24 protein-coding genes are annotated in these 26,885 nt (G+C 63.6%); 8 read left to right on the plus strand and 16 right to left on the minus strand.

The genetic code is table 11. From position 1 onward, the window contains the following. Positions 1 to 4 precede the first annotated feature (4 nt). The 5 genes from NKI59_RS07025 (at position 5) to NKI59_RS07045 (ending at position 6,429) form a co-directional block, all read left to right on the plus strand. Positions 5 to 997, plus strand: a complete 993-nt coding sequence (locus NKI59_RS07025; RefSeq protein WP_352703230.1) for a glycosyltransferase family 2 protein — start codon at positions 5 to 7, stop codon at positions 995 to 997. Next, on the plus strand, positions 997 to 1,947 hold the full coding sequence (locus tag NKI59_RS07030; RefSeq protein ID WP_352703233.1) for a glycosyltransferase family 2 protein: 951 nt from the start codon (positions 997 to 999) through the stop codon (positions 1,945 to 1,947). The genes NKI59_RS07025 and NKI59_RS07030 overlap by 1 nt, the downstream gene beginning before the upstream one ends. Continuing rightward, positions 1,937 to 2,887 carry a glycosyltransferase family 2 protein gene (locus tag NKI59_RS07035; protein WP_352703235.1) on the plus strand — a complete coding sequence of 317 codons (951 nt, stop codon included), beginning with the start codon at positions 1,937 to 1,939 and terminating at the stop codon, positions 2,885 to 2,887. Before NKI59_RS07030 ends, NKI59_RS07035 begins: the two co-directional genes overlap by 11 nt. A gap of 75 nt (positions 2,888 to 2,962) precedes the next feature. Then, positions 2,963 to 3,859, plus strand: coding sequence for a UTP--glucose-1-phosphate uridylyltransferase GalU (gene galU, locus NKI59_RS07040; RefSeq protein ID WP_352568344.1), 897 nt, complete (start codon positions 2,963 to 2,965; stop codon positions 3,857 to 3,859). A gap of 149 nt (positions 3,860 to 4,008) precedes the next feature. Further along, positions 4,009 to 6,429, plus strand: a complete 2,421-nt coding sequence (locus tag NKI59_RS07045) for a polysaccharide biosynthesis tyrosine autokinase (protein ID WP_352703237.1) — start codon at positions 4,009 to 4,011, stop codon at positions 6,427 to 6,429. 15 nt (positions 6,430 to 6,444) lie between these two features. Here the strand turns inward: NKI59_RS07045 and NKI59_RS07050 are convergent, their stop codons facing one another. Further along, on the minus strand, positions 6,445 to 7,146 hold the full coding sequence (locus NKI59_RS07050; protein ID WP_352697111.1) for a metallophosphoesterase family protein: 702 nt from the start codon (positions 7,144 to 7,146) through the stop codon (positions 6,445 to 6,447). 193 nt (positions 7,147 to 7,339) lie between these two features. Further along, entirely contained in the window at positions 7,340 to 9,247 is a 1,908-nt protein-coding gene (locus tag NKI59_RS07055) for a propionyl-CoA synthetase (RefSeq protein ID WP_352703240.1), read from the minus strand. A 170-nt stretch (positions 9,248 to 9,417) separates the two neighbouring features. On the opposite strand from NKI59_RS07055, the gene NKI59_RS07060 reads away from it, so the two are divergent. Beyond that, a complete protein-coding gene (locus NKI59_RS07060) occupies positions 9,418 to 10,209 on the plus strand; it encodes a DUF2259 domain-containing protein (RefSeq protein WP_352703242.1) in 792 nt (263 codons plus the stop codon). Between the two features lie 283 nt (positions 10,210 to 10,492). On the opposite strand, the gene dhaK is transcribed toward NKI59_RS07060, so the two are convergent. From dhaK to NKI59_RS07130, 14 genes are all read right to left on the minus strand, one after another. Next, positions 10,493 to 11,479 (minus strand): dihydroxyacetone kinase subunit DhaK, encoded by a 987-nt coding sequence (gene dhaK / locus NKI59_RS07065; protein ID WP_352454687.1) that lies wholly within the window; start codon positions 11,477 to 11,479, stop codon positions 10,493 to 10,495. Positions 11,480 to 11,505: 26 nt separating this feature from the next. Next, positions 11,506 to 11,928, minus strand: coding sequence for a hypothetical protein (locus NKI59_RS07070; RefSeq protein ID WP_023676327.1), 423 nt, complete (start codon positions 11,926 to 11,928; stop codon positions 11,506 to 11,508). Positions 11,929 to 11,936: 8 nt separating this feature from the next. After that, positions 11,937 to 13,553, minus strand: a complete 1,617-nt coding sequence (gene ptsP / locus NKI59_RS07075) for a phosphoenolpyruvate--protein phosphotransferase (RefSeq protein ID WP_352703244.1) — start codon at positions 13,551 to 13,553, stop codon at positions 11,937 to 11,939. Continuing rightward, entirely contained in the window at positions 13,537 to 13,839 is a 303-nt protein-coding gene (locus tag NKI59_RS07080) for an HPr family phosphocarrier protein (RefSeq protein WP_023676329.1), read from the minus strand. Before NKI59_RS07080 ends, ptsP begins: the two co-directional genes overlap by 17 nt. A 22-nt stretch (positions 13,840 to 13,861) precedes the next feature. Further along, complete coding sequence (gene dhaM, locus NKI59_RS07085) at positions 13,862 to 14,251, minus strand: dihydroxyacetone kinase phosphoryl donor subunit DhaM (protein WP_352703246.1); 390 nt, start codon at positions 14,249 to 14,251, stop codon at positions 13,862 to 13,864. Further along, the gene (gene dhaL, locus NKI59_RS07090) at positions 14,248 to 14,850 is read right to left on the minus strand and encodes a dihydroxyacetone kinase subunit DhaL (RefSeq protein WP_352703249.1); all 603 of its coding nucleotides are present in this window, start codon (positions 14,848 to 14,850) and stop codon (positions 14,248 to 14,250) included. Before dhaL ends, dhaM begins: the two co-directional genes overlap by 4 nt. Positions 14,851 to 14,931: 81 nt before the next feature. After that, entirely contained in the window at positions 14,932 to 16,575 is a 1,644-nt protein-coding gene (locus tag NKI59_RS07095) for a dihydroxyacetone kinase subunit DhaK (protein ID WP_352703251.1), read from the minus strand. 67 nt (positions 16,576 to 16,642) lie between these two features. Beyond that, positions 16,643 to 17,656 (minus strand): ABC transporter ATP-binding protein, encoded by a 1,014-nt coding sequence (locus tag NKI59_RS07100; RefSeq protein ID WP_023676332.1) that lies wholly within the window; start codon positions 17,654 to 17,656, stop codon positions 16,643 to 16,645. Beyond that, positions 17,649 to 18,761, minus strand: coding sequence for an ABC transporter ATP-binding protein (locus NKI59_RS07105; RefSeq protein WP_023676333.1), 1,113 nt, complete (start codon positions 18,759 to 18,761; stop codon positions 17,649 to 17,651). Before NKI59_RS07105 ends, NKI59_RS07100 begins: the two co-directional genes overlap by 8 nt. Positions 18,762 to 18,764: 3 nt before the next feature. Continuing rightward, positions 18,765 to 18,965, minus strand: a complete 201-nt coding sequence (locus NKI59_RS07110; protein WP_023676334.1) for a hypothetical protein — start codon at positions 18,963 to 18,965, stop codon at positions 18,765 to 18,767. Beyond that, positions 18,962 to 19,912, minus strand: coding sequence for a carbohydrate ABC transporter permease (locus NKI59_RS07115; protein ID WP_023676335.1), 951 nt, complete (start codon positions 19,910 to 19,912; stop codon positions 18,962 to 18,964). Before NKI59_RS07115 ends, NKI59_RS07110 begins: the two co-directional genes overlap by 4 nt. Continuing rightward, a complete protein-coding gene (locus tag NKI59_RS07120) occupies positions 19,909 to 20,856 on the minus strand; it encodes a carbohydrate ABC transporter permease (RefSeq protein WP_031211681.1) in 948 nt (315 codons plus the stop codon). Before NKI59_RS07120 ends, NKI59_RS07115 begins: the two co-directional genes overlap by 4 nt. Positions 20,857 to 20,965: 109 nt before the next feature. Beyond that, positions 20,966 to 22,297, minus strand: coding sequence for an ABC transporter substrate-binding protein (locus tag NKI59_RS07125; protein ID WP_352703253.1), 1,332 nt, complete (start codon positions 22,295 to 22,297; stop codon positions 20,966 to 20,968). 212 nt (positions 22,298 to 22,509) lie between these two features. Next, positions 22,510 to 23,199 carry a PIG-L deacetylase family protein gene (locus tag NKI59_RS07130; RefSeq protein WP_352591132.1) on the minus strand — a complete coding sequence of 230 codons (690 nt, stop codon included), beginning with the start codon at positions 23,197 to 23,199 and terminating at the stop codon, positions 22,510 to 22,512. A gap of 27 nt (positions 23,200 to 23,226) precedes the next feature. Between NKI59_RS07130 and NKI59_RS07135 the strand changes: the two genes are divergently transcribed. Continuing rightward, positions 23,227 to 24,117 carry a DMT family transporter gene (locus tag NKI59_RS07135; RefSeq protein WP_352703255.1) on the plus strand — a complete coding sequence of 297 codons (891 nt, stop codon included), beginning with the start codon at positions 23,227 to 23,229 and terminating at the stop codon, positions 24,115 to 24,117. A gap of 75 nt (positions 24,118 to 24,192) precedes the next feature. Then, positions 24,193 to 26,811, plus strand: coding sequence for an ATP-dependent helicase HrpB (gene hrpB, locus NKI59_RS07140; RefSeq protein ID WP_352703257.1), 2,619 nt, complete (start codon positions 24,193 to 24,195; stop codon positions 26,809 to 26,811). Positions 26,812 to 26,885 lie beyond the last annotated feature (74 nt).

Raw genomic sequence — 26,885 nt, forward strand, 5'->3', positions numbered from 1 at the left:
GCCGATGACGCAAACCGAAATTCCATCCTGCATGATCGTGGTTCCGTGCCTGAACGAAGCGGCCCATATCGGCGCGTTGCTTCGAGAGCTCCGCCCTGCGGCCGAGAGGCTGGGCGCCGTGATCATCGTTGCCGATGGCGGCAGCACGGACGGCACCAGGACGATCGTCGCGGACATCGCCGCAAAAGATCGGCGGGTGATCCTGCTGCACAATGAAAAGCGCTTGCAGAGCGCGGCAATCAATCTCGCCGTCGCCAGGTTCGGGGAAGGCGTCGACTATCTCATTCGCATCGACGCGCATGGCGGCTATCCTACGGATTATTGCGACCGGCTGGTCGAAGAAGCGCAGGCCACCGGTGCGGATTCGGTCGTCGTCTCGATGCTGACCAGTGGCAGCGGCATGGTTCAGAAAGCAGCGGCAGCGGCGCAGAACTCCAGGCTCGGCACCGGCGGCTCCAAGCACCGGCATCTTTCGGCGGGGGAATGGGTCGATCATGGCCACCACGCACTGATACGGATATCGGCCTTCACCGCGGTCGGCGGCTATGACGAAACCTTCAGCCACAATGAGGATGCCGAACTCGACTATCGGCTCCGCCAGGCCGGCTACCGCATCTGGATGACCGGCAAGACGCAAATGGTCTACTACCCGCGCTCCTCGCTGAAGGGCCTCTATTTTCAATATCTCGGCTATGGCCGTGGCCGGGCAAAGAACGTTCTCAAGCACCGCATGATCCCGAAGATCCGGCAGATGGTGCCGCTTCTGGTGTTCCCCGTGGTTCTTCTCGCCGCCTTTTCCTTCGTCCACTGGCTGGCGGCCGTGCCGCTTTTGCTATGGGCGTCGGTCTGCCTCGGCTACGGCTTTTGGACCGCCGTCAGCCAGCGCAAAGCCGACATTGCGCTTGCCGGGGTCTCGGCAATGGTCATGCATTTCGGCTGGTCGGTCGGTTTCTGGCTGCAACTGCTCGCACCGCGACCGCAGCGCGGGGTGGCGTGATGGACCCCCTCAGGAAAAATCGGAGCATCGATATCTGCGTCTGCACATTCCGCCGGCCGGAGCTTGCCGACACGCTTCGCTCCATAGCGGCCATGGACATGCCCGCGGGGTTCGACGTCGGTATCGTCATCGCCGACAACGACGATACGCCGACGGCCGGAACGCTGGTCGCCAAGCTGGCGGGGGAGTTGAAGCTGCCGGTGACCTACCGGCACGCCCCGGCCCGCAACATCTCGATCGCGCGCAACGCTTGCCTCGATACCAGTGCGGCGGATTTCGTCGCCTTTATCGACGACGACGAGACGGCCACCGCTGGCTGGCTTGCCGAACTGGTGGCGACGGCGGAAGCAACAGGTGCTGCGACGGTGCTTGGGCCGGTGCAAGCCCGTTACCTGCCGGATGCGCCCGCCTGGATGCGCAAAGGCGATTTCCACTCGACCTTGCCGGTCTGGGTGAGCGGCGAAATCCGCACCGGCTACACCTGCAACCTCCTGCTCAGGATTGGCGCTGAGAGCCTGCGCGGCCGGCGCTTCAGCCTGGCACGTGGCCAGACCGGCGGCGAAGATACGGAATTCTTCGACCAGATGGTCAAGGCCGGCGGCCGCATCGCCTTTTCGCCGGAGGCTTGGGTCGACGAAGCGGTGCCACCTGCCAGGGCGGCATTCGACTGGCTCGGCCGCCGCCGGTTCCGCGTTGGGCAGACGCACGGTCATCTTCTGGGGCGCAACGCACACGGCCTTGCCCGGCTCAAGCAGGTCGGCATTGCCGCGGCAAAGGCCGCCTACAGTTTCCTGTCGGCAATTCCGGTCGCCATCGACCCCGTACGCCGGAACCGCAGCCTGCTTCGCGGCATTATGCATGTCGGCGTCGTCAGCGGCCTCGTCGGGATTCGTGAAATCCGCCAATACGGCCTGTCTTCGCCGCAGCAAGGGGGCAAGCGTGCAGCCTGACGTGAGCTTCGTGATTGCCGCCTACAATGCCGAGGCGACCATCGATCGGGCGATTGCCAGCGCCGTCGCCCAGCGCAATATCAGCGTCGAGGTCATCGTCGTCGACGACAAGTCGCGCGACCGGACGCTCGACCTGGCGAGATCCTACCCCGAAGACATCGTACGCGTTGTCGCGCTCGAGCAAAACCGTGGCCCCGGCGGCGCCAGGAATGCGGGCCTTGAGCTTGCCCGCGGCAGGTGGGTCGCGGTCCTAGATTCGGACGACGCGGTCTATCCCGGGCGAATCTGCACCATGATCGAACGCGCGGAGAAAGCGGGCGCCGAGATCGCGGTCGATAATCTGCAGGTCGTTCGCGAGGATGGCGTTGCCGAAGAGACGATGTTCCCGGCCGACTATCTGGAAGGGCTCGGTTCAATCTCGCTGGCGGATTTCATCGGCGGCAATGTCCTCTTCGAATCGAGGTTCAATCTCGGCTACCTCAAGCCGATCTTCGAGCGCCGGTTCCTGAACGAGAACGGGCTGCGTTACGATGAAAGCCTGATCATTGGCGAAGACTATATCCTCCTGGCCAGTGCTCTGGCCAAGGGGGGCAAATGCGTGGTCGAGCCGACGACGGGCTATATCTACCACATTCGCACCGGCTCCATCTCCCGGGTGCTCGAACTTCATCACGTCGAGGCGATGCGCAGGGCCGATGCCACCTTCGCCGCGACCCATTCCATGGATGCTGCGGCCGAGGCGGCGTTCGCCAGGCGCGCTCGCAGCCTGCGCCGGGCGGCATCATTCCTGTCGCTGGTCCAGCACATCAAGGCGCGATCCCCGCTCAAGGCGATATGGACGGCGCTCAGCGATCCGGCGGCGGTTCGGCATATGAGCATGCCGATCGCCGTCCGGCTGCGAAGGGTAGCGGCACAGTTTGCCGTGGTGGCGGGGAGGTGAAGGGCTGCAGGTGAATGAAGACAGTTTCGCCGCCTGCGACAGGGTTGAAATCGATCTCCTCAGAAGGAACATGCAATGAAAAAAGTCAGGAAGGCAGTCATACCGGTGGCGGGGCTCGGAACGCGGTTCCTGCCGGCGACCAAGTCCATGCCGAAGGAAATGCTGCCGGTGGTCGACAGGCCTGTCGTGCAATATGCGGTTGACGAGGCGTTCGAGGCCGGCATCGAGCACATCGTCTTCGTCACCGGCCGCAACAAGGCGGTGATCGAGGACTATTTCGACCTACATCCTGAACTGACCGGAACCCTGGAGCAGAGCGGCAAGAAGGCGCAACTCGAATCGCTTGAAAGCCTGCTTCCCGTCGCCGGCGCGACGAGCTTCATCCGCCAGCAGTCGCCGCAAGGCCTCGGCCATGCCGTCTGGTGCGCGCGCGAAGTCATCGGTGACGAGCCCTTCGCATTGCTTTTGCCGGACATGGTGTCCTTCGGCGGGCGCGGGTGTCTCGCCGAGGTCGCCGATCTTTATGCGCAGACTGGCGCAAACGTTATCGCCGTCGAGCGTTGCGATCCGACCGAGACCAGCAAATACGGCATTGTCGGGCGCGGCGCTGATGTCGGCACGGGCTTCGAGGTGACGGCCATGGTCGAAAAGCCGGCTCCTGCCAACGCGCCATCGAACTTCTACATCAACGGCCGCTACATCCTGCAGCCCGAGATATTCTCGTTGCTGGCCAGCCAGCAGCGCGGCGCCGGCAACGAGATACAACTGACCGACGCAATGGTGCGTCTCGCACAGACCCAGGCCTTCTTCGCCCAGCCTTTCGACGGCCGCATGTTCGACTGCGGTTCGAAGGAGGGCTTCATTCAGGCCAATGTCGCTTTCGCGCTGGCGCGGGAGGACATGAAGGGCCCGATCTTCGAGATGCTGCAGGAATTCGTCCGGTCGCATCAGCGTCGGGAAGAAGCCGCATAATGTCCATTTTTTCGAGGCATTGTGGGTGCGGCTGATGACGCAGGACAGGCCGTTGCGCCGCGCGCGACGCGCACTGTCCGGCGCAAGGTTTGCACCCTATGTCCCGACCTTCGAGGCGGTAGCGCCTGCAAACTAGAATTGGACCGAAGATGAACTATGCCAATTTTCCTGTCGACAAGAGGACGCCATTGCCGGCTTCTAATGCGGCAAACGCCGAAGATTTCATCGACATCGAGCGCCTGCTTGGCATGGCCGCGCGGCAGGCGAAAGTGGTTGCCGCCTGCGCCGTCATCGGTCTCTTTCTCGGCGTGCTCTATTTGCAGACGACGCCTCCTACCTATGTGGCGACGAGCAGCGTGCTGATCGACGAAGGATTGAACAAGGTCGTCGACGACATTTCGGCGGCGTCGGTCAGCATGCAGACCGACTCCGCCGTTCTGAGCCAGATCGAAATACTACAGTCGGCCAGGCTGGCTGGGGTGGTCGTCGACAAGCTGAAGCTCGATCAGAACGACGCTTTCATGAACCCTCCGACATCGGCCCTGTCGAAGGTTGCTGGCTTTGTGCGCGGTATCGTCCAGTCTGTCCGCCCCAAGCGCGCCGCTAGCACAACCGATGTCACTCAGCTTGATGCTGCGACGCGTGACGCGATCACCGCATCCTCATCGCCCCGTGACTACGCAATCTTCAAACTGCAGACCCAACTCGATGCCGAGCGGATCGGCCGGAGCTTTGTCATCAGCATCTCCTTTCAGGCGACCGATCCGGCGCTTGCGACCGCCATCACCAAGGCCTATGCCGATGCCTATCTAGCCGATCAACTTGATGCCAGCTTCGACGCGACCGAGCGGGCGGCGGTCTGGCTGCAAGGCCGGCTGACCGAGCTTCGTGAGAGCTCCCAGGCGGCTGCACTGGCGGTCGAAAAGTTCAGGGCCGAACACGGATTGGCCGTCAATGACGGCCAGCTGATCAGCGACAAGCAATTGTCCGATCTCAACACCCAGCTGATCGTCGCGCAGGCCGATACCGCACGTGCCGGCGCCCGCTATCAGCAGTACAAGTCGATCGTCGAAAGCGGCTCGGACAATGCGTTCAAGGACGCTGCGATATCGAACGACCAACCGAGCAGCTCGGTCATCACGACGCTGAAGAACCGCTATCTCACCGTATCCAAGCGGCAGCAGGATGTCGAAGCCAATTTCGGCCCGCAACATCCGCAGGCCGTCGCGCTCGCCAAGGAGAAGGTCGACATATCGGCGCAGATTTTCGGCGAGCTGAAGCAACTGACCGAAAGCTACCGCAACGAATACGAGGTCGCTCTGGCGCGCGAAACCGCGCTCCGCGCAAATGTCGCCTTGGCGGCTGGCAAGAGCTCCATCGACAACCAGTCGCAGGTCAAGCTGCGTGAGCTGGACCAAAAGGCGACGGCGCTGTCGACGCTCTACCAGACGTTCCTGAACCGCTATGAGGAGGCCGCCCAGCAGCAATCCTTCCCGGTCGGCAAGATCCGGGTCATCTCGGACGCGACGATGCCGCAGTCGGCCGCAACCCCGCGCACAGCCATCGTGCTGGGGCTTTCGCTGGCGCTTGGCATGATGCTGGGGGCAGGGGTTGGTGGCCTGAATGAATTCAGGGAACGCTTCTTCAGGACCGGCGAGGATGTCCGCGACCGTGTGGGCCTCAAATTCCTCGGCTACCTGCCGGTCATCGGCAAGGCTGGCAAGGATGACCAGCGCAATGGCGGTCAGCCTGACGTCAAAGTCGTTGAATCCAAGACCGCCAAGTCCTCCAAATCCCAGCCCTCCAGAACATTGTCGGCAGCCGAAAAACGTGCGCGGATGCGGGTAACCGTCGATGCCCCGGCATCGATGTTCTCCGAGACGCTGCGCAACGCCAAGATCGCCTTCGACGTCGTGATGGAAGGCCAGGGCAGCCGGGTCATCGGCGTGGTCTCGGTGCTTCCCGGCGAGGGCAAGTCGACCGTGGCGGCCAATCTTGCCGGGCTGCTTGCCGTCAACGGATCGAAAACGCTGCTGATCGATGGCGACCTGCGCAATCCCGGCCTCAGCCGCAGCCTCGGTATGGAGGCCGAGCAGGGCCTGATGGAAGCTGTGGTGAGCGGGCAGACATGGCAGTCGGTCGGCAAGATCGACCGGCAGACCAAGCTGGCTATCATCCCGGCCGTCCTGCGTGGCCAGTTTTCGCATACCAGCGAGCTTCTGTCTTCAGCCGGCATGCGGCGTTTCATCGATAACGCCAAGGAAACCTTCGAATACATCATCGTCGATCTGCCGCCGCTCGGGCCTGTCGTCGACGCCAAGGCCTTCGCTCCGCTTGTCGACGGCTTCGTGCTGGTCACCGAGTGGGGACGCACGCCGCGTGCGATGGTGCAATCCATGCTCAGCTCGGAGCCCTACATCGCCAAGAAGATCATTGGCGCGGTGCTGAACAAGGTCGAACTGAAGAAGCTGGCCAAATATGGCGCGATCGGCGGCTCGGAAAAATTCTTCGACAAATATTCGAGCTACTATCTGGAAAAATCGGAAGCGCGCACCAAGGCAGCCGCCTGAGCGACGACATCGCGCTCAGGAAAATATCAACCTGGCGCGGTTGTCGACGATCCTGAGGGCGGTCAGCTGGCCGGTTTGGAAGGCGCCGGTGTCTATGCCAAGCCGGCGTCCCTCGAGCTTCGGAGTGTCGACCGGCGTATGTCCGTGCACGACATAGCGGTCGAGAAGATGCGCTGCTTCGAAGAACTCCGAGCGGATGTTGAGCAGGTCGTCCTCGTCTTGTGCGGCTAGGTCGATGCCCGGCCTGATGCCGGCATGAACGAATACGAATTTCGCCGAACAGACCATGACCGGCAGCGCACGCATGAAACTGACGTGGTCGGCGGGGATGATCTCCCGAATGCGCCTGTCGACCTCCTCGTTTGAACCGTAGAGATCGGCCATGCGCTCCGGGTCGACGCCGTAGGAAAACAGCGTTTGCAGGCCGCCTATTGCCAGCCACGACTCTCTCGAAATGATCCCGTCGAGATAGTTCAGCATCACGACTTCGTGGTTACCGGCAAGGCAGATGCGCTGGAAGCCTTGGAGTGGCGGCGCCAGCAGATGATCGAGCACGCGCGCCGACTGGGGGCCACGATCGACGTAGTCGCCAAGCATGATTATGAGCTTGCGCCCTTCGAAGGGCGCCGAATCGAGCAGGATCTTCTGCTCCAGGGCGCGGAGTTCCTTGTAGCAGCCATGCACGTCGCCGATCGCATAGACGACTGCGCCCCGCATATCGATCTCCAGCCGCTGGCGTGCCGCGGCCTGGGGCTTTCTCGATCGCTGGAACAGGGTCACGTATGGCGTCTCGCATGGCTGTGGGTGCGTCTCGATTCCGAAACAACATGACGACACCGCGCGTGGATACCACGTCCGGCGCCGGTCGTTCCATACCGGAGCTTCGGACGCAACTCGGCTTCGGCGCCCCTTACAGGCCGATGCCGCGCCGGTTCAGCGCGGCGGTGATCTCGTCGAGGATGGCCGGGTCGTCGATCGTTGCCGGCATGGCCCATTCCTCCTTGTCGGCGATCTTCTGCATGGTGCCGCGCAGGATCTTGCCGGAGCGCGTCTTCGGCAGGCGCTTGATCGTCACCACAGTCTTGAAGGCAGCGACCGGGCCGATCCGTTCGCGCACCAGGGTGACAACCTCATTTTCGATGATGCCGGCGTCGCGGTCGACGCCGGCATTCAGCACGACGAAGCCGAGTGGAACCTGGCCTTTCATAGCATCGGCAATACCGACGACGGCGCATTCGGCGACGTCGGGATGCGCGGCCAGAACCTCCTCCATGGCGCCGGTCGATAGCCGGTGGCCGGCGACATTGATGATGTCGTCGGTTCGAGCCATGACATAGAGATAGCCGTCCTCGTCCATCATACCGGCATCCGCGGTTTTGTAGAAGCCGGGGAACTCGTCGAGATAGGCTTGGCGAAACCGCTCGTCGGCATTCCACAGCGTCGGCAGGCAGCCGGGGGGCAACGGCAATCTCACCACGACATTGCCAAGTGTACCACGCTTGACCTCATGCCCGGCATCGTCGAGCACGCGGATGTCATAACCGGGCATCGGCACGCCGGGCGAGCCGTATTTGACCGGCAGCAGGCCCAGTCCGGCGGGGTTGATGGTCATCGGCGAGCCGGTCTCGGTCTGCCACCAATGGTCGATCACCGGCACGGTCAATTTCTGCTCCGCCCATTTGATGGTTTCCGGATCGGCGCGCTCGCCGGCGAGGAACAGCGTCCGGAATTTGGACAGGTCGTATTTCGGGACGAATTCGCCCTTCGGGTCCTGTCCTTTGATGGCGCGAAAGGCGGTTGGCGCGGTGAACAGCGCGACGACGCCATGCTCGGCGATCACACGCCAATAGGTGCCGGCATCGGGCGTGCCGACCGGCTTGCCCTCGAACAGGATCGTTGTGCAGCCATGCAGCAGCGGGCCGTAGACGATATAGGAATGGCCGACCACCCAGCCGACGTCGGAAGCCGCCCAGAACACTTCGCCCGGTTTGACGCCGAACTCGTTTTCCATCGACCATTTCAGCGCGACCATATGGCCGCCATTGTCACGCACGATTCCCTTCGGCTGGCCGGTCGTGCCCGACGTGTAGATGATGTAGAGCGGATCGGTGGCAAGCACCGGAACACAGTCGACATTGGCACCCGCGGCCCGCTCCCGCGCCACGGCGTCGGCATAGTCGATATCGTGGTTTTCCCTGAGTTCGCAGCGCAGTTGGTCGCGCTGCAGGATAAGGCAGCTTTCCGGCTTGTGCCGCGACATCTCGATCGCCTTGTCGAGCAGCGGCTTATAGGCAACCACGCGCCCTGGCTCCAGGCCGCAGGAAGCGGAGATGATCAGCTTCGGCTTGGCGTCGTCGATGCGGGTGGCGAGCTCATGCGAGGCAAAGCCGCCGAAGACCACCGAATGCACGGCGCCGATCCGCGCACAGGCAAGCATGGCGAAGGCTGCTTCCGGTACCATCGGCATGTAGATGATGACGCGATCGCCTTTTTGGATGCCACGATTCTTGAGCACCGAGGTCAGCGCGACCACCTCGCGCTTCAACTCGGCATACGTGAATTTCCTGATTGTGCCCGAAATCGCGCTGTCATGGATCAACGCGATCTGGTCGGCACGGCCGCCCGCCACATGACGATCGACGGCATTGAAGCAGGTGTTGCACGAGGCGCCAATGAACCACCTGCCATAGACGCCGGCATTGGCGTCGAACACCGTCTCGAAGGGCGAGAACCAGTCGATTGCGCCGGCGGCATCGGCCCAGAATTTTTCCGGGTCGCGTTTCCAGCCGTCATAGACCTCGTGGTAGCGTGACGCCATCCAGCTTCCTCCCCAGGAATGTTTGCTGTCCTTGAAATAGCGTATGCTGGTTTGTGTAACCATGTATTTGTGCGTTTCGTTTGCTGTCGTTCTAACTTGGCCGCAAGTGCGGGTCATGGTGGTCTGGGGGCCGGTATCGTTCGAATTTTCGGCATTAGGGGCAGGGCGAGATGAAATTGCGATATGAGCTTGGGTTTGCCGCGGTTGCGACGCTGGCGGTGGTGCTCGCTTCAGCTGCTCAGGCAGGCGACGCGGCGGCCCGGCGCGTCATCGGCTTTTCGCCAGACGGCAACTACTTCGCCTTCGAACAGTACGGCACGCTCGATGCCGGTGCTTCGGATTCGGGCTGGTCGGAGATCGACATCATCGACACGCGGACCGATGAGTTCGTCGGCGGCAAGCCGATCGTCATCGCCGACGAGACGGAGGATTCGACATTGACGCTTGCGCAGGCGAGGGCACAGGCCGCCGAACTGGCGGCGCCCTTGCTGGCCAAATATGCCATCGCGCCGCGCGGCGAGCGGACTGCCTTGGACAGGTTCACCTTTCCCGACGACATGGTCGCCTACAATGACATTGCGCGCCTCGAGCAGGTTTCGCAAAAATGGCTTTCGCCGGCCTATGACGAGCTTGGCACCATCCAGCTCGAGCAGATCCGTGCCGACAGCACGGCGGATTGTTCAGCGAGTTTCGACGCGACGCAGCAAGGCGAAACGACCGGCAAGGCGCTCGGCTTTCGCCTGACGCTGCGGGGTCAGGATGGCAAGCCGATCAAGCTGCTGCATGAGGACAAGGCGGTGCCCGGTTCGAGGAATTGCCCGACTTCCTACAGCCTGTCGGAATCTTACGCATTCACCCCGGATGGAAAACCGGGCGTGCTTGCGGTGCTCGTGCAGCGCTTCAGCCAGGGATTTGAAGGGCGCGACCGCCGTTTCATCGCCGTGACTGGCCAGGCGCACTGAGGCAACGCGTGAGACGTAGTCCGCTACCCGAGTTTGTTGTCCCTAAAGCGGGAGGGCAGCGAGCATAAGTCCGACCCCGCCGACGATCAGCAAGGCGGCTGCCAGCACCTTTCCATGGCGCTCGAAACCCGTCGGCGCCCGATCCCAATTGTAACGCATGCTCGAACTCCCCAAACCCGCAGATTCTTTATCTTGCGCAGGGTGAGGAGGGCAACTGTCTGGCGATGCGCGGCGTTGCCGATACCGGTCTTGTCACCGACTATTTCTGGGGCATTCTCCGCTGCTACATGCCCCAGCGCAGCGCGGCCGTATGTACCGGTGCATCCCACCAAACAGCCGCCTCGTCGTCGAGCATGCTCAGCGTGATCGAACAGCCGGCCATGTCGAGCGAGGTCACATAGGACCCGACCAGCGACCGGATCACCGTCACGCCGTGCTTCTCGAAGATTTTGCGGGCGCTGTTGTACATCAGATAAAGCTCCATCAACGGTGTGCCGCCAAAGCCGTTGACGAAGAGTAGCGCCTGGCCTCTGGCACCGTCGCCCAGGTCACCCAGGATTGCGGTACAGATCTCCTCGGCGATAGCATCGGCGCTTTTCAATGTGTCGCGCCGCCTCCCAGGCTCGCCGTGGATGCCGACCCCGAACTCCATCTCGCCGTCGCCGATATCGAAGGTCGGCTTGCCCGCCGCCGGCACGGTGCAACTGGTCAGCGCCACGCCCATCGAGCGCGTCGCGCCGTTGACGCGCTCGCCGAGCGCCTTCAACGGCTCCAGTGCCATGCCTTGTTCGGCCGCCGCGCCGACGATTTTCTCGACCACCAGCGTGCCGGCGACGCCGCGCCGGCCGGTGGTGTAGGACGAGTTTTCGACCGCAACGTCGTCATTGGTCACGATTTGCATCACGCCTTCCGACATTTCAGCGGCCATGTCGAAATTCATCACGTCGCCCTCGTAGTTCTTGACGATGAACAGGCAGCCGGCGCCCGTATTGACGACTTCGGCCGCCGCCATCATCTGGTCAGGCGTTGGCGAGGTGAATACCTGGCCGGGGCAGGCCGCATCCAGCATGCCGTGCCCGACGAACCCGCCATGTAGCGGCTCGTGACCCGAGCCGCCGCCGGAGATCAGCGCCACCTTGCCCGGTGTGAGCAGCTTGCGGCGGACAAATTTGTGTTCCTCGCCAAGCGCCAGGATATCGGCATGCGCGGCAACGAAGCCGTCGAGGCTCTCGGTCAGCACCGTATCGACCGAATTCAAAAATTTCTTCATGGCCGTCCTCCCGAAATAGCCCAGCGTCAGCTGCCCTTGCCGGCGATGCTGGTGATCTTCTGGATGAAATCGTTGACCGCCCGGTCGAGCGCCGCGTTCTGCTTGTCGTCGCCGAAATCGGGAACGATCAGCGAGACATGGCGTGTCTTGCGCAAGCCTGCGGCCAGCGACATCTTTCCCGGATGCGCCCGATGGTAGGCCTCAAGGAAATGATCGCGTTCGGCCGGGCTGAAATGGCAGACGGAGAAGATAGCCGGCAAATGCTTCGACGGGATCGGCGTCGAATAGGCCGGGCTGGAAATCTGCGTGACGAAGCTGCGATGCTTGCCCAGCGCATCAGCGAGGCGCTGGCGCATGCCGGACGGGCGCTGGTCGATCACCTGCGACAGGATCGTCTTGTAGGCGCGGATCGCCTCTTCGGGGCCGGATTGCGACGCCTTGTCTGCCATACCGGGGCCTAGATCGAAACGTCCGCGATGGCCGCCTTGGCCATCGCGAGTTGGGCGGGAGCGACGGAGAGGTCACGCAGGCCGGTTTCGAGCAGCGCCGGGATCGAGGCGGGGTCGCCGCCGGCATCGCCACACAGGCTGACCGGGATATTATGCTCGCGGCCGAAGGCGGCAACCGAGGCGATCAGCCGGAGCACGGCTGGGTGCCTGACGGAATTCAGATGTGCGACCGACGCATTGTCGCGCGCGGCGGCCATCACGTATTGGGTCAAATCATTCGAGCCGATCGAGAAGAAGGCGGCCTTGGCGAATGCCTCCGGTGCGATGGCCACCGACGGCACCTCGACCATGATGCCAAGCGGCGGCATTTTGTGCGCGATGCCGCGCGCCAAAAGGTCAGCCTGCTCCTCAGCGAACAGCGCGGTGGCGTGTTCATACTCTTCCGGAACGGCGATCATCGGGAACATCACCTTCAGATTGCCGTGCATGGCAGCACGTAGCAAAGCGCGGATCTGCACACGAAAGACCGCCGGACGCATCAGTGACAGCCTGATCCCGCGCAGGCCAAGGAATGGATTACCTTCCTCGACGGTCAGGCCCGGCACAGGTTTATCGCCGCCCGCATCGACAGTACGGATCGTCACCGGCCTGTCGCCTGCCCATTCCAGCACCGTACGGTAGGCGCGATATTGCGTCTCCTCGTCCGGCAGCGTCTTGCCGAACAGGAATTCGGTCCGCATCAGCCCGACACCGTCGCACGCCGCAGCATCGATGCGGTCGACATCGGACGGATCGGCAATATTCACCTGCACGTGGACCGCTATGCCGGTCTTCGTTGCTGCCGGCCTTGTCAAATAGGCTGCCGCATTGTCGCGATGCGCCGCGAAAGACGACGACGATCGCCGGAATGCCTCGATCTCCGCTTTCGAAGGCGCCAACACGATGCCGCCATGTTCGGCATCGAGCAGTGCGATTCCGACAAGCTGAGCCGGCGAAGCACCGGGCCCGGCTACCCCACGCGCTACGAGCCCCAACCCCACCACCATTGGCACGCCGCGTGAGCGTGCCAGCATTGCGACATGACTTGCGGCACTTCCGGCCGTAAGTGCTATGCCGCCGCCGGCACTCCAGTCGGTTTCGAGGAAGCGCGTCGGTGCGATATCCTCGCCGTAGAAGATCGCACCTGCCGGCGCGGCAATGTCGCCGCCCCCGGCAAGCGCGCGTAGCACCTGGTCGCGTATGTCGCGCATGTCGGCCGCGCGCGCCCGGAAATAGTCCTGCTCGGATGTTTCATAGCCGGCTATCTCGGCGTCGAGCCCTTTTCGCCAAGCCACATCAGCAGCCATGCCCTCGGCAATTCGCGCAAAGGCCGGGCCGGTCAGCGCGTCGTCCTCCAGCATGGCGAGCTGGAATTCGAGGATCCCGGCCGCCTCGCTGTCGCTGGTTTCGATCAATGTCGCGAGCCGGCCTGCGGCAATGGAGATGGCGGCCTCAAGCGCCGCCTTCTCGTCCGCGGCAGTCGCCTTGCGGACATAACGCACAGCAGCCTGGCCCAGATCGAACAGCGGCCCCTCGGCATAGCCGGCCGATGCCGAAATGCCCTGCAGCCTAAGCGGTTCGGGCATGGTCCTTGCCTTCGTCGAAATCGCGCCGCACCAGCTCGACCAGTGCGCCGACCGCCTCGCCGGCGCCGTCCCCTTTGGCTCTGATATGCAGGACAGTGCCTTTCGGCGCTTTCGCCGCCATCACCTTGACGATGCTCTTGGCGTCGAACCATGGCCCGTTGGCGGCGAGCGCAATCTCGACGTCGGCCGAAAACGTCTTGGCAAGCTTGGTGAACTTCACCGAAGGACGCGCATGCAGTCCCACCTCATGGGTGATCAGGACGCTGGCTTCGGCTGCTGCGGACATGCTTGTCAAAATTCCCGTTCGTTCACGACGGCGACAATTCGTGCGCCGTCGCCACCACTTCCCTGAGCGAGGCGCCGCCGGAAGCCTCGGTCGCCGCCATCACCGCGCCTTCGACGATCGGCGCATTGCAGACGATGATCTTCTGGGCGCGTGGTTCGCCGATCATCTCGACCGCTATCTCGCTATTGGTCTCGGCACCGCCGAGATCGACGAGGATCGCGACCCCCGCCTCCGACCAGGCCTTGTCGATGGCGCCCATGATCGCCTCGACATTGGTTCCCAGCCCGCCATGGCCGTTTCCGCCGCACCATGCAAGCGGCACTTCGTTGCCGACCATCTGCCGCACCATGTCGGCGGTGCCTTCGGCGACCAGCGGCGAATGCGATACGATGACGATGCCGACATTGCTCATGCGCGCCTCTCGATTGCCTCGGCTACGGCCCGCACCAGAAGCGCAGTCGAGCGTGCGCCGGCATCCATATGACCGACCGAACGGTCGCCAAGGAATGAGGCGCGCCCACGCAGCGCCTTCATCGGCACGGTCGCGTCGGCCGCGTTGTCGGCGATCTCGACGATGTCCGCTGCCGTCTTTCCCTGCAGCAGGGCCTCATGCACCGGCTGCAGCACGTCGAGCATGGTTTTTTGCCCGGCCTGCGACTTGCCTCTAGCGGCAACCGCTTCGATCGCCTTGCCGAAGGCCGCCGCCAGGTCGGCGCGACCCGGCGCGGCGGAAATCTCCTTGCCGAGCGCCATGAACAGCGTGCCGAACAAGGGACCGGAGGCTCCGCCGACGGTCATCACCAGTTTGGTGCCGATCGCCTTCAGCGCCTCGGGCAACGGCTTTGCCGCAAACGCGCCGGCCTCGGCCCGCACTGCCTCGAAGCCGCGTTTCATGTTGAGCCCATGGTCGCCGTCGCCGATGGCCTGGTCGAGACTGGTCAGCTCTTCGGCATGTGCGGCGATCGCGTTTGCCGCCGCCTCGATCAGCCTGGAAATATCCGCTGCCGCCATATCACCCATGCTCCTGGCCCCTGCGCTGCCGGCAGTACGAGAAAATTGCATATCCGGCAATTGAAGCATTCTTTTCCCCAGTCAAGCGGGTTCGAGCAACGCAGCGAGGGCAGTGAAGACCTCGGCGACGGCAAAGGCGCCGGGGTCGACCACGCCGTCGAGCTGGCTGCCAATATAGGCGGACCGCCCGGCCTTGGCCTTGCGCATGGCAGCGGTGGCCTCGGCTCCGCGTTGCGCCGCGACTGCCGCATCTTCCAGACTCCCCCTATCCAGCGCCCTCAAGGCGGGTTCCAGGGCATCGATCATCGTGCGATCGCCGACCCTCGCTCCACCATAGAAGGACATCCGATCGAGGCCGGCGAGAAGCGCCTTGGGAAGCGTTTCGCCAGACTCCAGCGCCTGCGCGGCGGCGGTGAAGAAGATCGACAACAGCACGCCGCTAGAGCCGCCCATGCTGGCGCTCAGGATGTCGCCGACGGCGGCGAGCGTTGCGGCAGGGTCAGCGAGCGGCAGTGTCGCAATGCGGCCAAGCACGCTGCGCGCACCGGCCGCCACAGTCGATCCGGTGTCACCGTCTCCCGCCTTGGCATCCAGTCCGTTCAACGCGCCTTCAAGCGAGATCAGCCGTTCGCAGACCGCGACAACCAACCGGTCGGTGCGTGCGTCCTGGCTGGCTTTCGACGCGTTGTTCGGGCCGGCGGCTTTGGCCATCGGCACGACGCTGGCTTGGCGAACGGCTCTTGCCGGCAGCCAGGCGTGAGGGCCTACCGGCGCCCGCAACGCCGCTTCGCGCGACGCATCGAGCCGGATCAGCGACAGGGAAAAGCCGTTCATGTTGAGCGCGGTCATAAGCTGCCCGGGCCCGATTGTCAGCGTCACCTTTTGTGCCAGCGGTGAAGCCAATACCGCATTGGCGACAAGCAACATTTCCAGCGGTGGCACCGAACCGAGATTATTGATCAGCAAGGCGTAGTCGCTGACCGGATCGAGCCGCGCGGCAAGGCGCTCCGACATGATCGCAACCAGCCTTTCGGCACTTTGCACCGCAATCCGCTCAACGCCCGGTTCGCCATGGATGCCGAGGCCGAGTTCAGCGTCGTTGGCGCCAAATCTTTCGTCATGGCTCTGGCCGGGGATCGAGCACGATGACAGCGATATGCCGAGTGAAATGATATCCGCCGCGGCCGCCCGCGCCGCAGCGGCAACCGTCGCCAGATCGTTGCCGGCTTCCGACAGGTGGCCGGCGATCTTGTGCACGAACAAGGTGCCGGCAACGCCACGCGGCTGGGCAATATCAGGCAGGGCAATGTCGTCCGCGACGATCACCATCTCGACGCGGAAGCCTTCGGCGCGCGCCTTCTCGGCGGCCAAGCCGAAGTTGAGGCGATCGCCGGTATAGTTCTTGACGATCAGCAGGCACCCGGTGGGACCGGTCACCGCGCGGATGGCGGCCAATACCGCTTCCACGCTCGGCGAAGCAAAGATATCGCCCGAAACCGCCGCCGTCAGCATGCCAATGCCGACAAAGCCGGCATGGGCAGGTTCGTGCCCGGCCCCGCCGCCGGAAATGACCGCGACCTTGGTCTTATCCCAGTCCGCGCGGAGAATGACCTTGATCTGGGGATAGCCGTCGAGGCGAGCGAGATCGCCGGCGCCGGTCGTACCGAGGAAGCCGTCCAGGGCCTCAGTTACGATCGTATCCCTGCGATTGAAAAAATGCTTCATCGAATTGGTCCAGTCCGGTGCCCGAAATTGCCGGTTGAAAGGTGCCAGGAAAACACTCGCGCAGCGCTCACATCAGCCGTCGCCCATCGGGGCCGAAATACAGCGGCGAGCGATAGCGGATCATGATCTTGTCGCCCTGCGCCAGGTCGGTGTCGGGGTCGGTTAGCGTCACCAGCTTCCTGGTCCCCACCGTCACATGCAGATGGTTCTGGTCGCCGAGATGCTCGACCCAATCGACGACGCCGTCGGCATGGCCGTTCGCCGCCTTCTCGATCGAAAGATGTTCGGTACGAGCACCGATCGTCTTTGTTCCCGCCGGCGCGCCACCATCCGGCAGCAGTCCGACCGGCAACAAATTGATTGCCGGTTGGCCGAGCCTTGCGGCGACGTGAAGGTTTGCCGGCTCAGAATAGATCGTGCGCGGGGAACCGATCTGCACCAGCACGCCGTCGGCGAGAATGCCGATGCGGTCGGCCATGGTCATCGCTTCGATCTGGTCGTGCGTGACGTAGAGCATTGTGGCGCCGAGTTCCGCCTGGATGCGCTTCAGCTCGAGCCTGAGATCAGCGCGCAGCTTGGCGTCGAGCGACGACAGCGGCTCGTCCATCAGGTAGATCGACGGCTTGCGCACCAAAGCGCGGCCGATGGCGACGCGCTGCATCTCGCCGCCAGAGAGTTTGGTCGAGCGATTATTCAGCTTGTGGTGGATGCGCACCATCTTGGCCACGTCCTCGACGCGGCGGCGGATCTGATCCTCCGGCATTTTCCGTGCTGGCGAGCGCAGCGGAAAGGCGAGGTTGTCGTAAACCGACAGATGCGGATAGAGCGAATATTGCTGGAACACGAAAGCGGTGTCCCGCTCGGCCGGCGACAGCGTCGTCGTGTCGTGGCCGGCAATATGGATCGAGCCCGCTTCCGGACGCTCCAGCCCGGCGATCAGCCTGAGCGTCGTCGTCTTGCCGGCGCCGGTCGGCCCGAGCAGCACGACGAATTCCCCGTCGGCGATATGCAGGTCGAGATTGTCGACGGCGACATGCTCGCCAAAAGCCTTGGTCACGCTTTTGATGTGAACGTCAGCCATGATGTGCTCGCCCCTGGGAGGCCGAGTCATGGATTTCGGTGCGCACCGCACGGCCGGATCCTTTTGCGAACAGCGACAGCCGCGCGCTGCTCAGCGCCAGGCCCACATGATCGCCCGGATTGAGCCGGATTTCGGCCGGCACCCTGGCCTTGATGATGCCGTCTGCTGTCTCCACCGCCACGATCTGAGTGGTGCCGAGATATTCCGTGCCGTAAATAGCACCGCGCAGCTTCGAAGCGTCGTCGAAGCGGATGTGCTCCGGTCGGATGCCAAGCGCCATCTCGGCCGGCGCGACGTCCTCGCGGATCTCCGGCACGGCCACCTTCGCGCCTTGCACAACAATTTCCCTGGCGCCCTTTGAAAGCCCGCCGCCGAAGCCGAGGAAATTCATCGGCGGCGAGCCGATGAAGTCGGCGACGAACATCGTCGCCGGCCGGTCGTAGATCTCGCGCGGCGTGCCGAACTGCTCGATGACGCCGTGGTTCATCACCGCGATCTTGTCGGCCATCGACATCGCTTCCATCTGGTCATGCGTGACATAGACGGTGGTGGCGTGGATGCGGTTGTGCAGTTCTCGCAATTCATGGACCATCAGGTCGCGGAATTCGGTGTCGAGCGTGCCGAGCGGCTCATCCATCAGGAAACATTTTGGCCGCCGTACGATGGCGCGGCCGAGCGCCACGCGCTGGCGATCGCCGCCGGCAAGCCCGGAGACCGATTTGTTGAGCAGATGGTCGATCCGCAAAAGCTTCGCCGTCTCCTCCACTCGGCTCCGGATTTCAGCGCCTGGCATGCCTTGCGCCAGCAGTGGAAAGCCGATGTTCTTCCGCACATTCATGTGCGGATAGAGCGCGAACAGCTGGAAGACGAAGGCGATGTCGCGCTCGCGGGCACGCCGCATGGTGACGTCCTCGCCGCCAAGCAGGATCTTGCCGCCGGTCGGTAGTTCGAGCCCGGCGATCATGCGCAACGTCGTCGTCTTGCCGCAGCCGGACGGCCCCAGCATGACGAAGAATTCGCCGTCCTCGACGACGAAGTTGGAATCCTGCACGGCGACGAAATCGCCGAATGCCTTCCTCAGATGTTCGACCCTGATCTCGGCCATCGTCTACTCCGGAAATTTCGAGACGATGATGAACATCGCCGTGCCCGCAAGCATGGTGATGAAGGAATAGGTGTAGAGCACCAGTGCGAAGGGCTGGAACAGCATCAGGAAGCCGATGGCGATGATCGCGGTGGCGACGTTTTCCATCAGCCCGCGCCTGGCCCAGACGGGCCAGCGCGATTTGCGTTTTGCGGTCATGCTCATTTACGCACCGCGCCAAAGGTGATGCCGCGCAGCAATTGCTTGCGAAGCAGGATGGTGAAGACCAGGATCGGCACCAGGAAGATCGTCGTGCCGGCCGCGACCGCCGGCCAGTCCTGACCGCCTTCGCCGATGATGGTCGGGATGAAGGGCGGCGCGGTCTGCGCCGTGCCCGAGGTCAGTAGCGCAGCGAAGGCATATTCGTTCCAGGCAAAGATCAGGCAGAAGATGGCGGTTGCGGCAATACCGGTGGTCGCCTGCGGCAGTACCGTGCGCCAGAACGCCTGCAGCCTGGTGTAGCCGTCGATCATCGCCGCTTCTTCATATTCGCGCGGGATCTCGTCGATGAAGCCTTTCAGCAGCCACACCGCCAAGGACACGTTGACCGCCGTATAAAGCAGGATCATGCCGAGAGCCGTGTCCGACAGGCCAAGCTCCCGGTACATCAGGTAGATCGGGATGGCGACGGCGATCGGCGGCATCATCCGCGTCGACAGGATGAAGAACAGAAGGTCGTCGGCGAGCGGCACCTTGAAGCGCGAAAAACCATAGGCCGACAGCGTGCCGAGGAACACCGCGCAAAACGTCGAGCCGAACGCGATGATCAGCGAATTGACGAAGCGCGGCATGAAGTTGGACGGGCCGGCGATCACCATGTTGCGCTTGCGCACCGTCTCGTCGCACAGGCCCGTCGCCGGTCCCAGCGAGTTGATGTATTCCGGTGTTTGCCGAGTCCGGGTCGAGAACAGGTTGCAGTAGCCCTCGAGGCTGGGCTGGAACAGGATCTTCGGCGGATAGGCGATCGAATCCGGCGGCGTCTTGAAGCTTGTGGCGAAGATCCACAGCAGCGGCACGATCGAGATCAGCGCGTAGGCGACGATGATCGTGCCGGCGACGCGCTTCGACGTGGCCGACGGCGCGACAACGGAATGGGCTGACGTCAGGCTCATCTCTGCTTCACCTTGTTGAGCGCCTTGACGTAGATGTTTGCGAGGCCAAACACTGCGACGAACAGGATGATGGCGAAGGCCGAGGAATAGCCCGTCCGCCAGCTTTCGAAGGCCTGCCGCTTCAGCGTGATCGAGGCCACTTCGGTGGTCGATCCCGGCCCGCCGCCGGTGAGCAAATTGACCATGTCGAACATCTTGAAGTTCTCGATGCCGCGAAACAGCACCGCCAGCATGATGAAGGGCAGCGCCATCGGCAGCGTGATCGACCAGAACTGCCGCCAGTTGGAGGCGCGGTCGACCTCGGCCGCTTCGTAGATGTATTCGGGGATCGAGCGCAGGCCGGCGAGGCAGATCAGCATCACGTAAGGCGTCCACATCCAGGTGTCGACGATGATGATCGACCATGGCGCCAGTGACACGTTGGAGAGCATGCTGATTTCGGTTGCCGGAATGCCGGTGACGAACGAAACGGCGTAGGCGAACAGCCCGATCTGCGGCTCGTAGAGGAAGCGCCAGAAATTACCGACCACCGCCGGCGACAGCATCATCGGCACCAGGATGATTGTCGTCCAGAAGGCGTGGCCGCGAAACTTGCGGTCGATCAGCCAAGCCAGCGTGAAGCCGATCAGCGTCTGCAGCAGGATGGTCCAGAACACGAAATGCGCCGTCGTCTGCATGGCGATCCAGATGTCCTGGTCGGCGAGGATGCGCTTGTAGTTTGCCAGCCCAAGGTTCTTCACAACCTCGTTGGGCCGATTGGCGCGAAAATTGGTGAAGGACAGATAGATTGCCCAGAACAGCGGAAAGATGTTGATAGCTAAAAGCAACAGGATCGTCGGCGAGATGAACAGCCAGGCGAGGCCCTTGTCGCTGATGCCCCGGACCTTGCGGGCCAACGGCTCGGGCGTAGCCCGGGCAACGCTGTCCGCCGTCCGATTGAGCATGGTCAGTCCTGCTTCGGTCACTTGCTCGTCTCGACAATGGAATTTATCTGAACTGTGTCCCGTGCCAAGTGGCACGGGACGGTTCGGTCATGGGCTCGGGAGGAGCCGTTTACATCTTGCCATCGTCCTGGAAGACCTCGGTCCAGTCCTTGACGAGGCCGTCGAGCGCATCCTTGGCCGAGCCTTGCCCGGCAACGACATAGTCGTGGAAGCGCTTCTGCGATGCCTGCAACAGCGGGGCATAGCTCGGCTCGGCCCAGAAGTCCTTCACGATGGCCATCGAGTCGAGGAAGGTCTGCGCGTAGGGCTGGCTGGCCGAGATGGCCGGGTCCTTGACGACCGCGTTGAGGCAGGAATAGCCGCCGAGCGACCACCATTTGGACTGCACGTCCTTGTTGGCGAACCATTTGATGTATTTGAGCGCGGCTTCCTGCTTGTCGGAATAGGAGACCACCGAGATGCCCTGGCCGCCGAGCTGGGCGAACTGGTCCCCGTCCGGACCTTTGGGATTGACGAAATAGCCGATCTTGTCGCCGCCGACATTCTCGTCCTTCTGCAGGCCTGGCCAGGTGAAGGCGAAGTTCATGTGCATCGCCACCTGGCCGGATTTGAACGCATCGACGCCTTCGCCCATGTAGCTGTTCGAGGCGCCGGGAGGGGTGCAGCAATCGTAGAGGGCTTTGTAGAACTCCAGGCCCTTCACCGATTTATCGGAGTTGACGAAGCCTTCCATCTCGTAGGGCTTTTTCGGGTTTTCGTACTGGAAGCCGAAGCTGTAGAGCACGTCCATGGCGCCCATGGTGATGCCTTCCGAGCCGCGCTCGGTGTAGATCGACGCGCCATAGACGGTCTTGCCGTCGATGTCGCGCTTCTGGAAGAATTCGGCGATCTGCTTCAATTGGTCGAAGGTCGTCGGCGGGCCGAGATCCCAGCCGTACTTTTCCTTGAATTCCTTCTGCAGCTCCGGCTTGGAGAACCAGTCCTTGCGGTAAGTCCAACCGACGACGTCACCCATGGCCGGCAGCGCCCAGTAATTCGGCGAGTTCTTCGGCCATTCCGAATAGCCGACGACGGTCGCCGGCACGAAATCGTCCATGCTGATCTTCTCCTTGTCGAAGAAGTCGTTCAGCTTGACGTAATGGCCGTTCTCGGCGGCACCGCCGATCCACTGGCTGTCGCCGATGATGAGGTCGCACAGCTTGCCGTGCGAATTCAGCTCGTTGAGAAAGCGATCGGCATAGTTGGTCCACGGCACGAATTCGAATTTCATGCCGATGCCGGTTTCCTTGGTGAAGTCCTTGGACAATTCCACAAGCGCGTTGGCCGGGTCCCAGGCTGCCCAGCAAAGCGTCAGATCTTCTGCCTGCGCGACATTCGAAACGGCTGTCGACGCAAAGAGTGTCGATGCCAGTCCCAACGCCAATTTCAAGGTCGATTTCATGCCTTCCTCCCATTTGCGAAACGCGTCCGGATGACGGTTTCAAGAGCCCGCTAAACCCCTCCTCGGGGGCCTAAACACAACGACGCGGCGCCGCACCGGATGTTTAGTAATTTGTTTAGTGATGCAATTTTTACTAAACAAGGCAAGCGAATTCGTTGCTGCATCGCAGCATGCTGGATAGGAAAGCAACGTGAGAAGTTGCGGCGACCTGCCTAGGTCACCGTCTTGTTGCTGACGGCCACCGGACGGATCACTGGGGCCGGCGGCAGCAGCGCGCGGATATCGGCGAAGGGGAAGACTGGCTCGAAGCGGAAGGCCTCGGCGAACGATCCGGCTGGGCCGTTGCACTGGCCGGCGCGAAAGGCGTTCTGCGTGCGCGCCGCGTCGACGAAACGCTCGGGATCCTGCGACTGGTGCGCCCGGATCGCCTCCGCCTTGAGATCGAAATGCCTGGAGGTATCGACGTAGTGCGTTGGCGAAAACCCGGTGCCGCCGAACGTGTCGGCATGTAGCACCGGCACCGAGAATGACGCTGCGATGCGCACGCCATCCGACAGCGCGCGGTGGTCGCCATGATAGTCGTTCGGCGCATGCGTTATCACCAGATCCGGCCCTATCTCGCCGATCAGTGCTTTGAGCGCCCCGATCAGCGCGGCATCCGCGACCAGCCCGCCATCGGGAAAGTCGAGGAAGCGCGGCGTCACGCCAAGCAGGCCGGCCGCCGCCGTCGCCTCCTTGCGGCGCGTGCGGGCAAGTGCGGCCGGATCGCCATAGCCGCCCCTGGTGCCATCCGTGGCTATGGCAAAAAAGAGTTCTGCGCCTTGCGCGGCATAGGCCGCCATCGTACCGAACATGAAGATCTCGATGTCGTCCGAATGCGCGCCAAGCGCCAATATCTTCACTCTCATCTCTCCCGGAAATGGAAAAACGTGCCCAACGGAATTCTGCTCGCGCTCATCGCCTATGCAAGCTATTCGTGCAGCGACGCTGTTGTCAAAAGCCTGGGCGGGCAGTTCAACGTCTTCGAGATCGGCTTCTTCTCGACATTGTTTGCCGGCTGCTTTCTGCTCTTTACCAGGCCGGCAGGCGAGCGCTGGCTCGATTTCTGGCGCACCAACCGGCCCTGGGCGGTACAGGCCCGGGCCTGGGCCGGCATCGCCTCGGGCGTGCTCAGCGTCTATGCCTTCACCACCATCCCGCTGGCGGAAGTCTATGCGCTCATCTTTCTGGCGCCGCTGTTCGTCACTATCCTGGCCACGCTGGTCCTCAAGGAAAAGGTCGGCCCATGGCGGTGGCTGGCGGTCGTCGCCGGCTTTGCCGGAGTCATGCTGGTCGTCAGGCCTGGTTTTCGCGAGTTGCAGCTTGGCCATCTGGCGGCGTTCATCATCGCCTTCCTGGCCGCCACCAATGTCATCCTGATGCGTTCGCTCGCCGCGCAGGAAAAGCGCACAACGATGCTCGGCGTGCTGATCGGCTACGGCCTGCTCTTCAACGGCGTCGGTGCGGCGGCTACCTCGTTCTCGCTGCCGGATGGCAGGCAATGGGCCTGGCTGGTGCTGGCCGGCGCCTTTACCGCCGGCGGCCAGCTGCTGCATCTGCTGGCGGTCAAACACGCGCCGGCCAACCGCATCGCGCCGACGCATTACTCGCAGATCGTCTGGGCGGTGGTTCTAGGTGCGCTGTTCTTCAGGGAATATCCGGATTTTCTGTCGCTGGTCGGCTTGGCCGTGGTCGGCGGTTCCGGCCTGCTAACGATGGTGCGCGAGGAGGTGCGGCTCGGCACGGTGCGCTGGAACCCGTTTTTGCGGACCAGGCTTTGAGTCGGCGCCGAGGTTGCGCCGCGACCGCCACCGCTGATATGCGGTCGCTGCCAACTGGCTGCACAGCATAGCACAATGACGACAAAACCCTTGCCGGACCTGCCGGTCTCCGTTGTCTTGCCGGCGCTCAATGAAACGCTGAGCCATGGTAACAGCGCCGTGCTGGTGGCGCCGCCCGGTGCCGGCAAGACGACGCTGGTTCCACTGGCGCTGCTCGACGCTGAATGGCTCGGCGGCGGAAAGATCATCCTGCTCGAGCCTCGCCGCCTCGCCGCCCGCGCTGCCGCCCGCCGCATGGCCGAATTGCTCGGCCAAGAGCCCGGCGAAACCGTCGGCTATGCCATGCGCATGGAAAACCGCAGTTCCGCAAAGACCAGGATTCTCGTCGTCACCGAAGGCGTGCTGTCCCGCATGATCCTCGACGACCCGGAACTGCCTGGTGTCGCGGCGGTGCTATTCGACGAGTTCCACGAACGCTCGCTCGACGGCGATTTCGGGTTGGCGCTGGCGCTCGACGTGCAGGGTGCGCTGAGGCCCGAACTCAGATTGCTGGTGATGTCGGCAACGCTCGACGGCGCGCGTGTCGCAAAATTGCTGTCCGGCGCGCCGGTGATCGAGAGCGCAGGCCGCGCCTTCCCGGTCGACATCCGCTATGACGAGCGGCCGGCCGGCGTCACCATCGAGGACGCCATGGCCAAGGCGATCCGCTCGGCGCTTGCCGGGGAGGAGGGCAGCGTGCTCGCTTTCCTGCCCGGCCAGCGCGAGATCGAGCGCACCGCCGAGCGGCTGGCGGGCAAGGTCGGCGCCGATACCGACATCGTCCCGCTCTATGGTATGCTCGACAACAAGGCGCAGGACGCGGCGATCAAGCCGGCGCCGTTCGGCCGCCGCAAGGTCGTGCTGGCGACGTCGATCGCCGAAACCTCCATCACCATCGACGGCGTGCGCGTCGTCATCGATTCCGGCCTGTCGCGGCTGCCGCGCTATGAGCCAGCGAGCGGCCTGACGCGGCTGGAGACGGTACGTGCTTCCCGCGCTTCCGCCGACCAGCGCGCCGGCCGTGCCGGGCGCACGCAGCCGGGCGTCGCCATCCGGTTGTGGCGGGCCGAGCAGACGGCGGCCCTGCCGGCCTTCACGCCGCCGGAAATCCTCGAGGCCGATCTTTCCGGCCTGTTGCTCGATAGCGCGGCGTTCGGCGTCGCCGATCCGACCAGCCTGTCCTTCCTCGACCCCCCGCCGGCTTCGGCGCTCACCGAGGCGAGGGTACTGCTACGTGCGCTCGATGCTGTCGATGCGGCAGGACGCCTGACGGATGCCGGTGCCGCGATGCGCAGGCTGGCGCTACCGGTGCGGCTCGCCCACATGGTCGCCGAGGCGGCAAGGACCGGAGAGGCGCTCGAGGCGGCGATGCTCGCCGTATTATTGACCGAGCGTGGCCTTGGCGGCGATGGTGCCGATCTCGAACGGCGGCTGCTGCGCTTTCGCGCCGAAAGATCGCCGCGCGCCACCGCCGCCCGGCAGCTGGCTGAGAGGCTGGCAAAGCAGGCTTCACCCTCCCCCTTGAGGGGAGGGTCGGCGAGCGAGCCGAGCGCAGCGAGACGAGGGAGACGGGGCGGGGTCGTCGATGGCGTGCCCGAACCGACCCCACCCCGATCCGCCACGCGGATCGACGCGCCGGGGCGAGCCACGGGTCTCGCCCGTCCTTCCGACCCCCTCAAGGGGGAGGGCAGCACAGCCGGCGCTCTCCTCATCCATGCCTGGCCGGATCGGGTCGCCAAAGCGCGCGGCGAGCGTGGCCGCTTCGTGCTTGCCAACGGCTCGGGCGCCATGCTCGACCCCTCCGATCCGCTGGCCGGCGAGACCTGGCTCGTCGTCGCCGACCTGCAGGGCAAGGCGCAGAACGCCCGCATCACCGCAGCGGCAGCCATCGATGAGGCCGACATCCGCACTGCCCTGGCGGAAAAGATCGAGACCCGCCGCGAGGTGAGCTTCGACCGCGACAGGCGCGCGGTGCGGGTGCGCGAAACGGTTCGCCTCGGCGCCATCACGCTGTCCGAACGCATGCTGCCGGCGCCGACCGGTGCCGACGCGGATCGCGCCATCCTCGACGCCTTGCGCGAACACGGCCTAGCCCTGTTGCCGTGGAACAGGGAGGCGGAGACGTTGCGGCAGCGGCTCGGCTGGCTGCATCGCGGCCTCGGCGCGCCATGGCCCGATGTCTCCGACGCCGCGCTCGTCGAGCGCCTCGACGACTGGCTGCTGCCGTTCCTTTCCGGCGCGGCATCCTTTGCGGCAATCGATCCCAGCGTGCTTTCGCAAGGCCTGATGACGCTGGTGCCGCACGAATTGCAGCGCAAGATCGACACATTGGCGCCGACCCATTTCGACGCGCCGTCGGGCAGCCGGCTGCCGATCCGCTATGACGGCGAATGGCCGGTGCTGGCGATCCGCGTGCAGGAACTGTTCGGCTTCGACCGGCATCCGGCGATCGCCAACGGCACTGTGCCGCTGACGCTCGAATTGCTGTCGCCGGCTCACCGGCCGATCCAGACGACGCGCGACCTGCCCGGCTTCTGGCGCGGCTCCTGGGCCGATGTGCGGGCAGAGATGCGCGGCCGCTATCCCAGGCATGTCTGGCCGGAGAACCCGCTTCTCGCCGCCGCCACCAGCCGCGCCAAGCCGCGCGGTACCTGATGCTTCCAGACTGTCATTCCGAACCGAGGGCCGGCTTCGGCGGTTTTCGGAAAAGACCTCCGGCTGTTTCCCCT

The sequence above is a fragment of the Mesorhizobium sp. M0598 genome (genome assembly GCF_040320865.1).
Taxonomy (GTDB): Bacteria; Pseudomonadota; Alphaproteobacteria; order Rhizobiales; family Rhizobiaceae; genus Mesorhizobium.

Excerpts from the sequence above, each read along its gene's own strand:
- NKI59_RS07025 (WP_352703230.1), top strand. The coding sequence starts at position 5 with ATGACGCAAACCGAAATTCCATCCTGCATGATCGTGGTTCCGTGCCTG.
- NKI59_RS07030 (WP_352703233.1), top strand. The coding sequence starts at position 997 with ATGGACCCCCTCAGGAAAAATCGGAGCATCGATATCTGCGTCTGCACA.
- galU (WP_352568344.1), top strand. The coding sequence starts at position 2,963 with ATGAAAAAAGTCAGGAAGGCAGTCATACCGGTGGCGGGGCTCGGAACG.
- NKI59_RS07045 (WP_352703237.1), top strand. The coding sequence starts at position 4,009 with ATGAACTATGCCAATTTTCCTGTCGACAAGAGGACGCCATTGCCGGCT.
- NKI59_RS07050 (WP_352697111.1), bottom strand. The coding sequence starts at position 7,146 with ATGCGGGGCGCAGTCGTCTATGCGATCGGCGACGTGCATGGCTGCTAC.
- NKI59_RS07055 (WP_352703240.1), bottom strand. The coding sequence starts at position 9,247 with ATGGCGTCACGCTACCACGAGGTCTATGACGGCTGGAAACGCGACCCG.
- NKI59_RS07060 (WP_352703242.1), top strand. The coding sequence starts at position 9,418 with ATGAAATTGCGATATGAGCTTGGGTTTGCCGCGGTTGCGACGCTGGCG.
- dhaK (WP_352454687.1), bottom strand. The coding sequence starts at position 11,479 with ATGAAGAAATTTTTGAATTCGGTCGATACGGTGCTGACCGAGAGCCTC.
- NKI59_RS07070 (WP_023676327.1), bottom strand. The coding sequence starts at position 11,928 with ATGGCAGACAAGGCGTCGCAATCCGGCCCCGAAGAGGCGATCCGCGCC.
- ptsP (WP_352703244.1), bottom strand. The coding sequence starts at position 13,553 with ATGCCCGAACCGCTTAGGCTGCAGGGCATTTCGGCATCGGCCGGCTAT.
- NKI59_RS07080 (WP_023676329.1), bottom strand. The coding sequence starts at position 13,839 with ATGTCCGCAGCAGCCGAAGCCAGCGTCCTGATCACCCATGAGGTGGGA.
- dhaM (WP_352703246.1), bottom strand. The coding sequence starts at position 14,251 with ATGAGCAATGTCGGCATCGTCATCGTATCGCATTCGCCGCTGGTCGCC.
- dhaL (WP_352703249.1), bottom strand. The coding sequence starts at position 14,850 with ATGGCGGCAGCGGATATTTCCAGGCTGATCGAGGCGGCGGCAAACGCG.
- NKI59_RS07095 (WP_352703251.1), bottom strand. The coding sequence starts at position 16,575 with ATGAAGCATTTTTTCAATCGCAGGGATACGATCGTAACTGAGGCCCTG.
- NKI59_RS07100 (WP_023676332.1), bottom strand. The coding sequence starts at position 17,656 with ATGGCTGACGTTCACATCAAAAGCGTGACCAAGGCTTTTGGCGAGCAT.
- NKI59_RS07105 (WP_023676333.1), bottom strand. The coding sequence starts at position 18,761 with ATGGCCGAGATCAGGGTCGAACATCTGAGGAAGGCATTCGGCGATTTC.
- NKI59_RS07110 (WP_023676334.1), bottom strand. The coding sequence starts at position 18,965 with ATGAGCATGACCGCAAAACGCAAATCGCGCTGGCCCGTCTGGGCCAGG.
- NKI59_RS07115 (WP_023676335.1), bottom strand. The coding sequence starts at position 19,912 with ATGAGCCTGACGTCAGCCCATTCCGTTGTCGCGCCGTCGGCCACGTCG.
- NKI59_RS07120 (WP_031211681.1), bottom strand. The coding sequence starts at position 20,856 with ATGCTCAATCGGACGGCGGACAGCGTTGCCCGGGCTACGCCCGAGCCG.
- NKI59_RS07125 (WP_352703253.1), bottom strand. The coding sequence starts at position 22,297 with ATGAAATCGACCTTGAAATTGGCGTTGGGACTGGCATCGACACTCTTT.
- hrpB (WP_352703257.1), top strand. The coding sequence starts at position 24,193 with ATGACGACAAAACCCTTGCCGGACCTGCCGGTCTCCGTTGTCTTGCCG.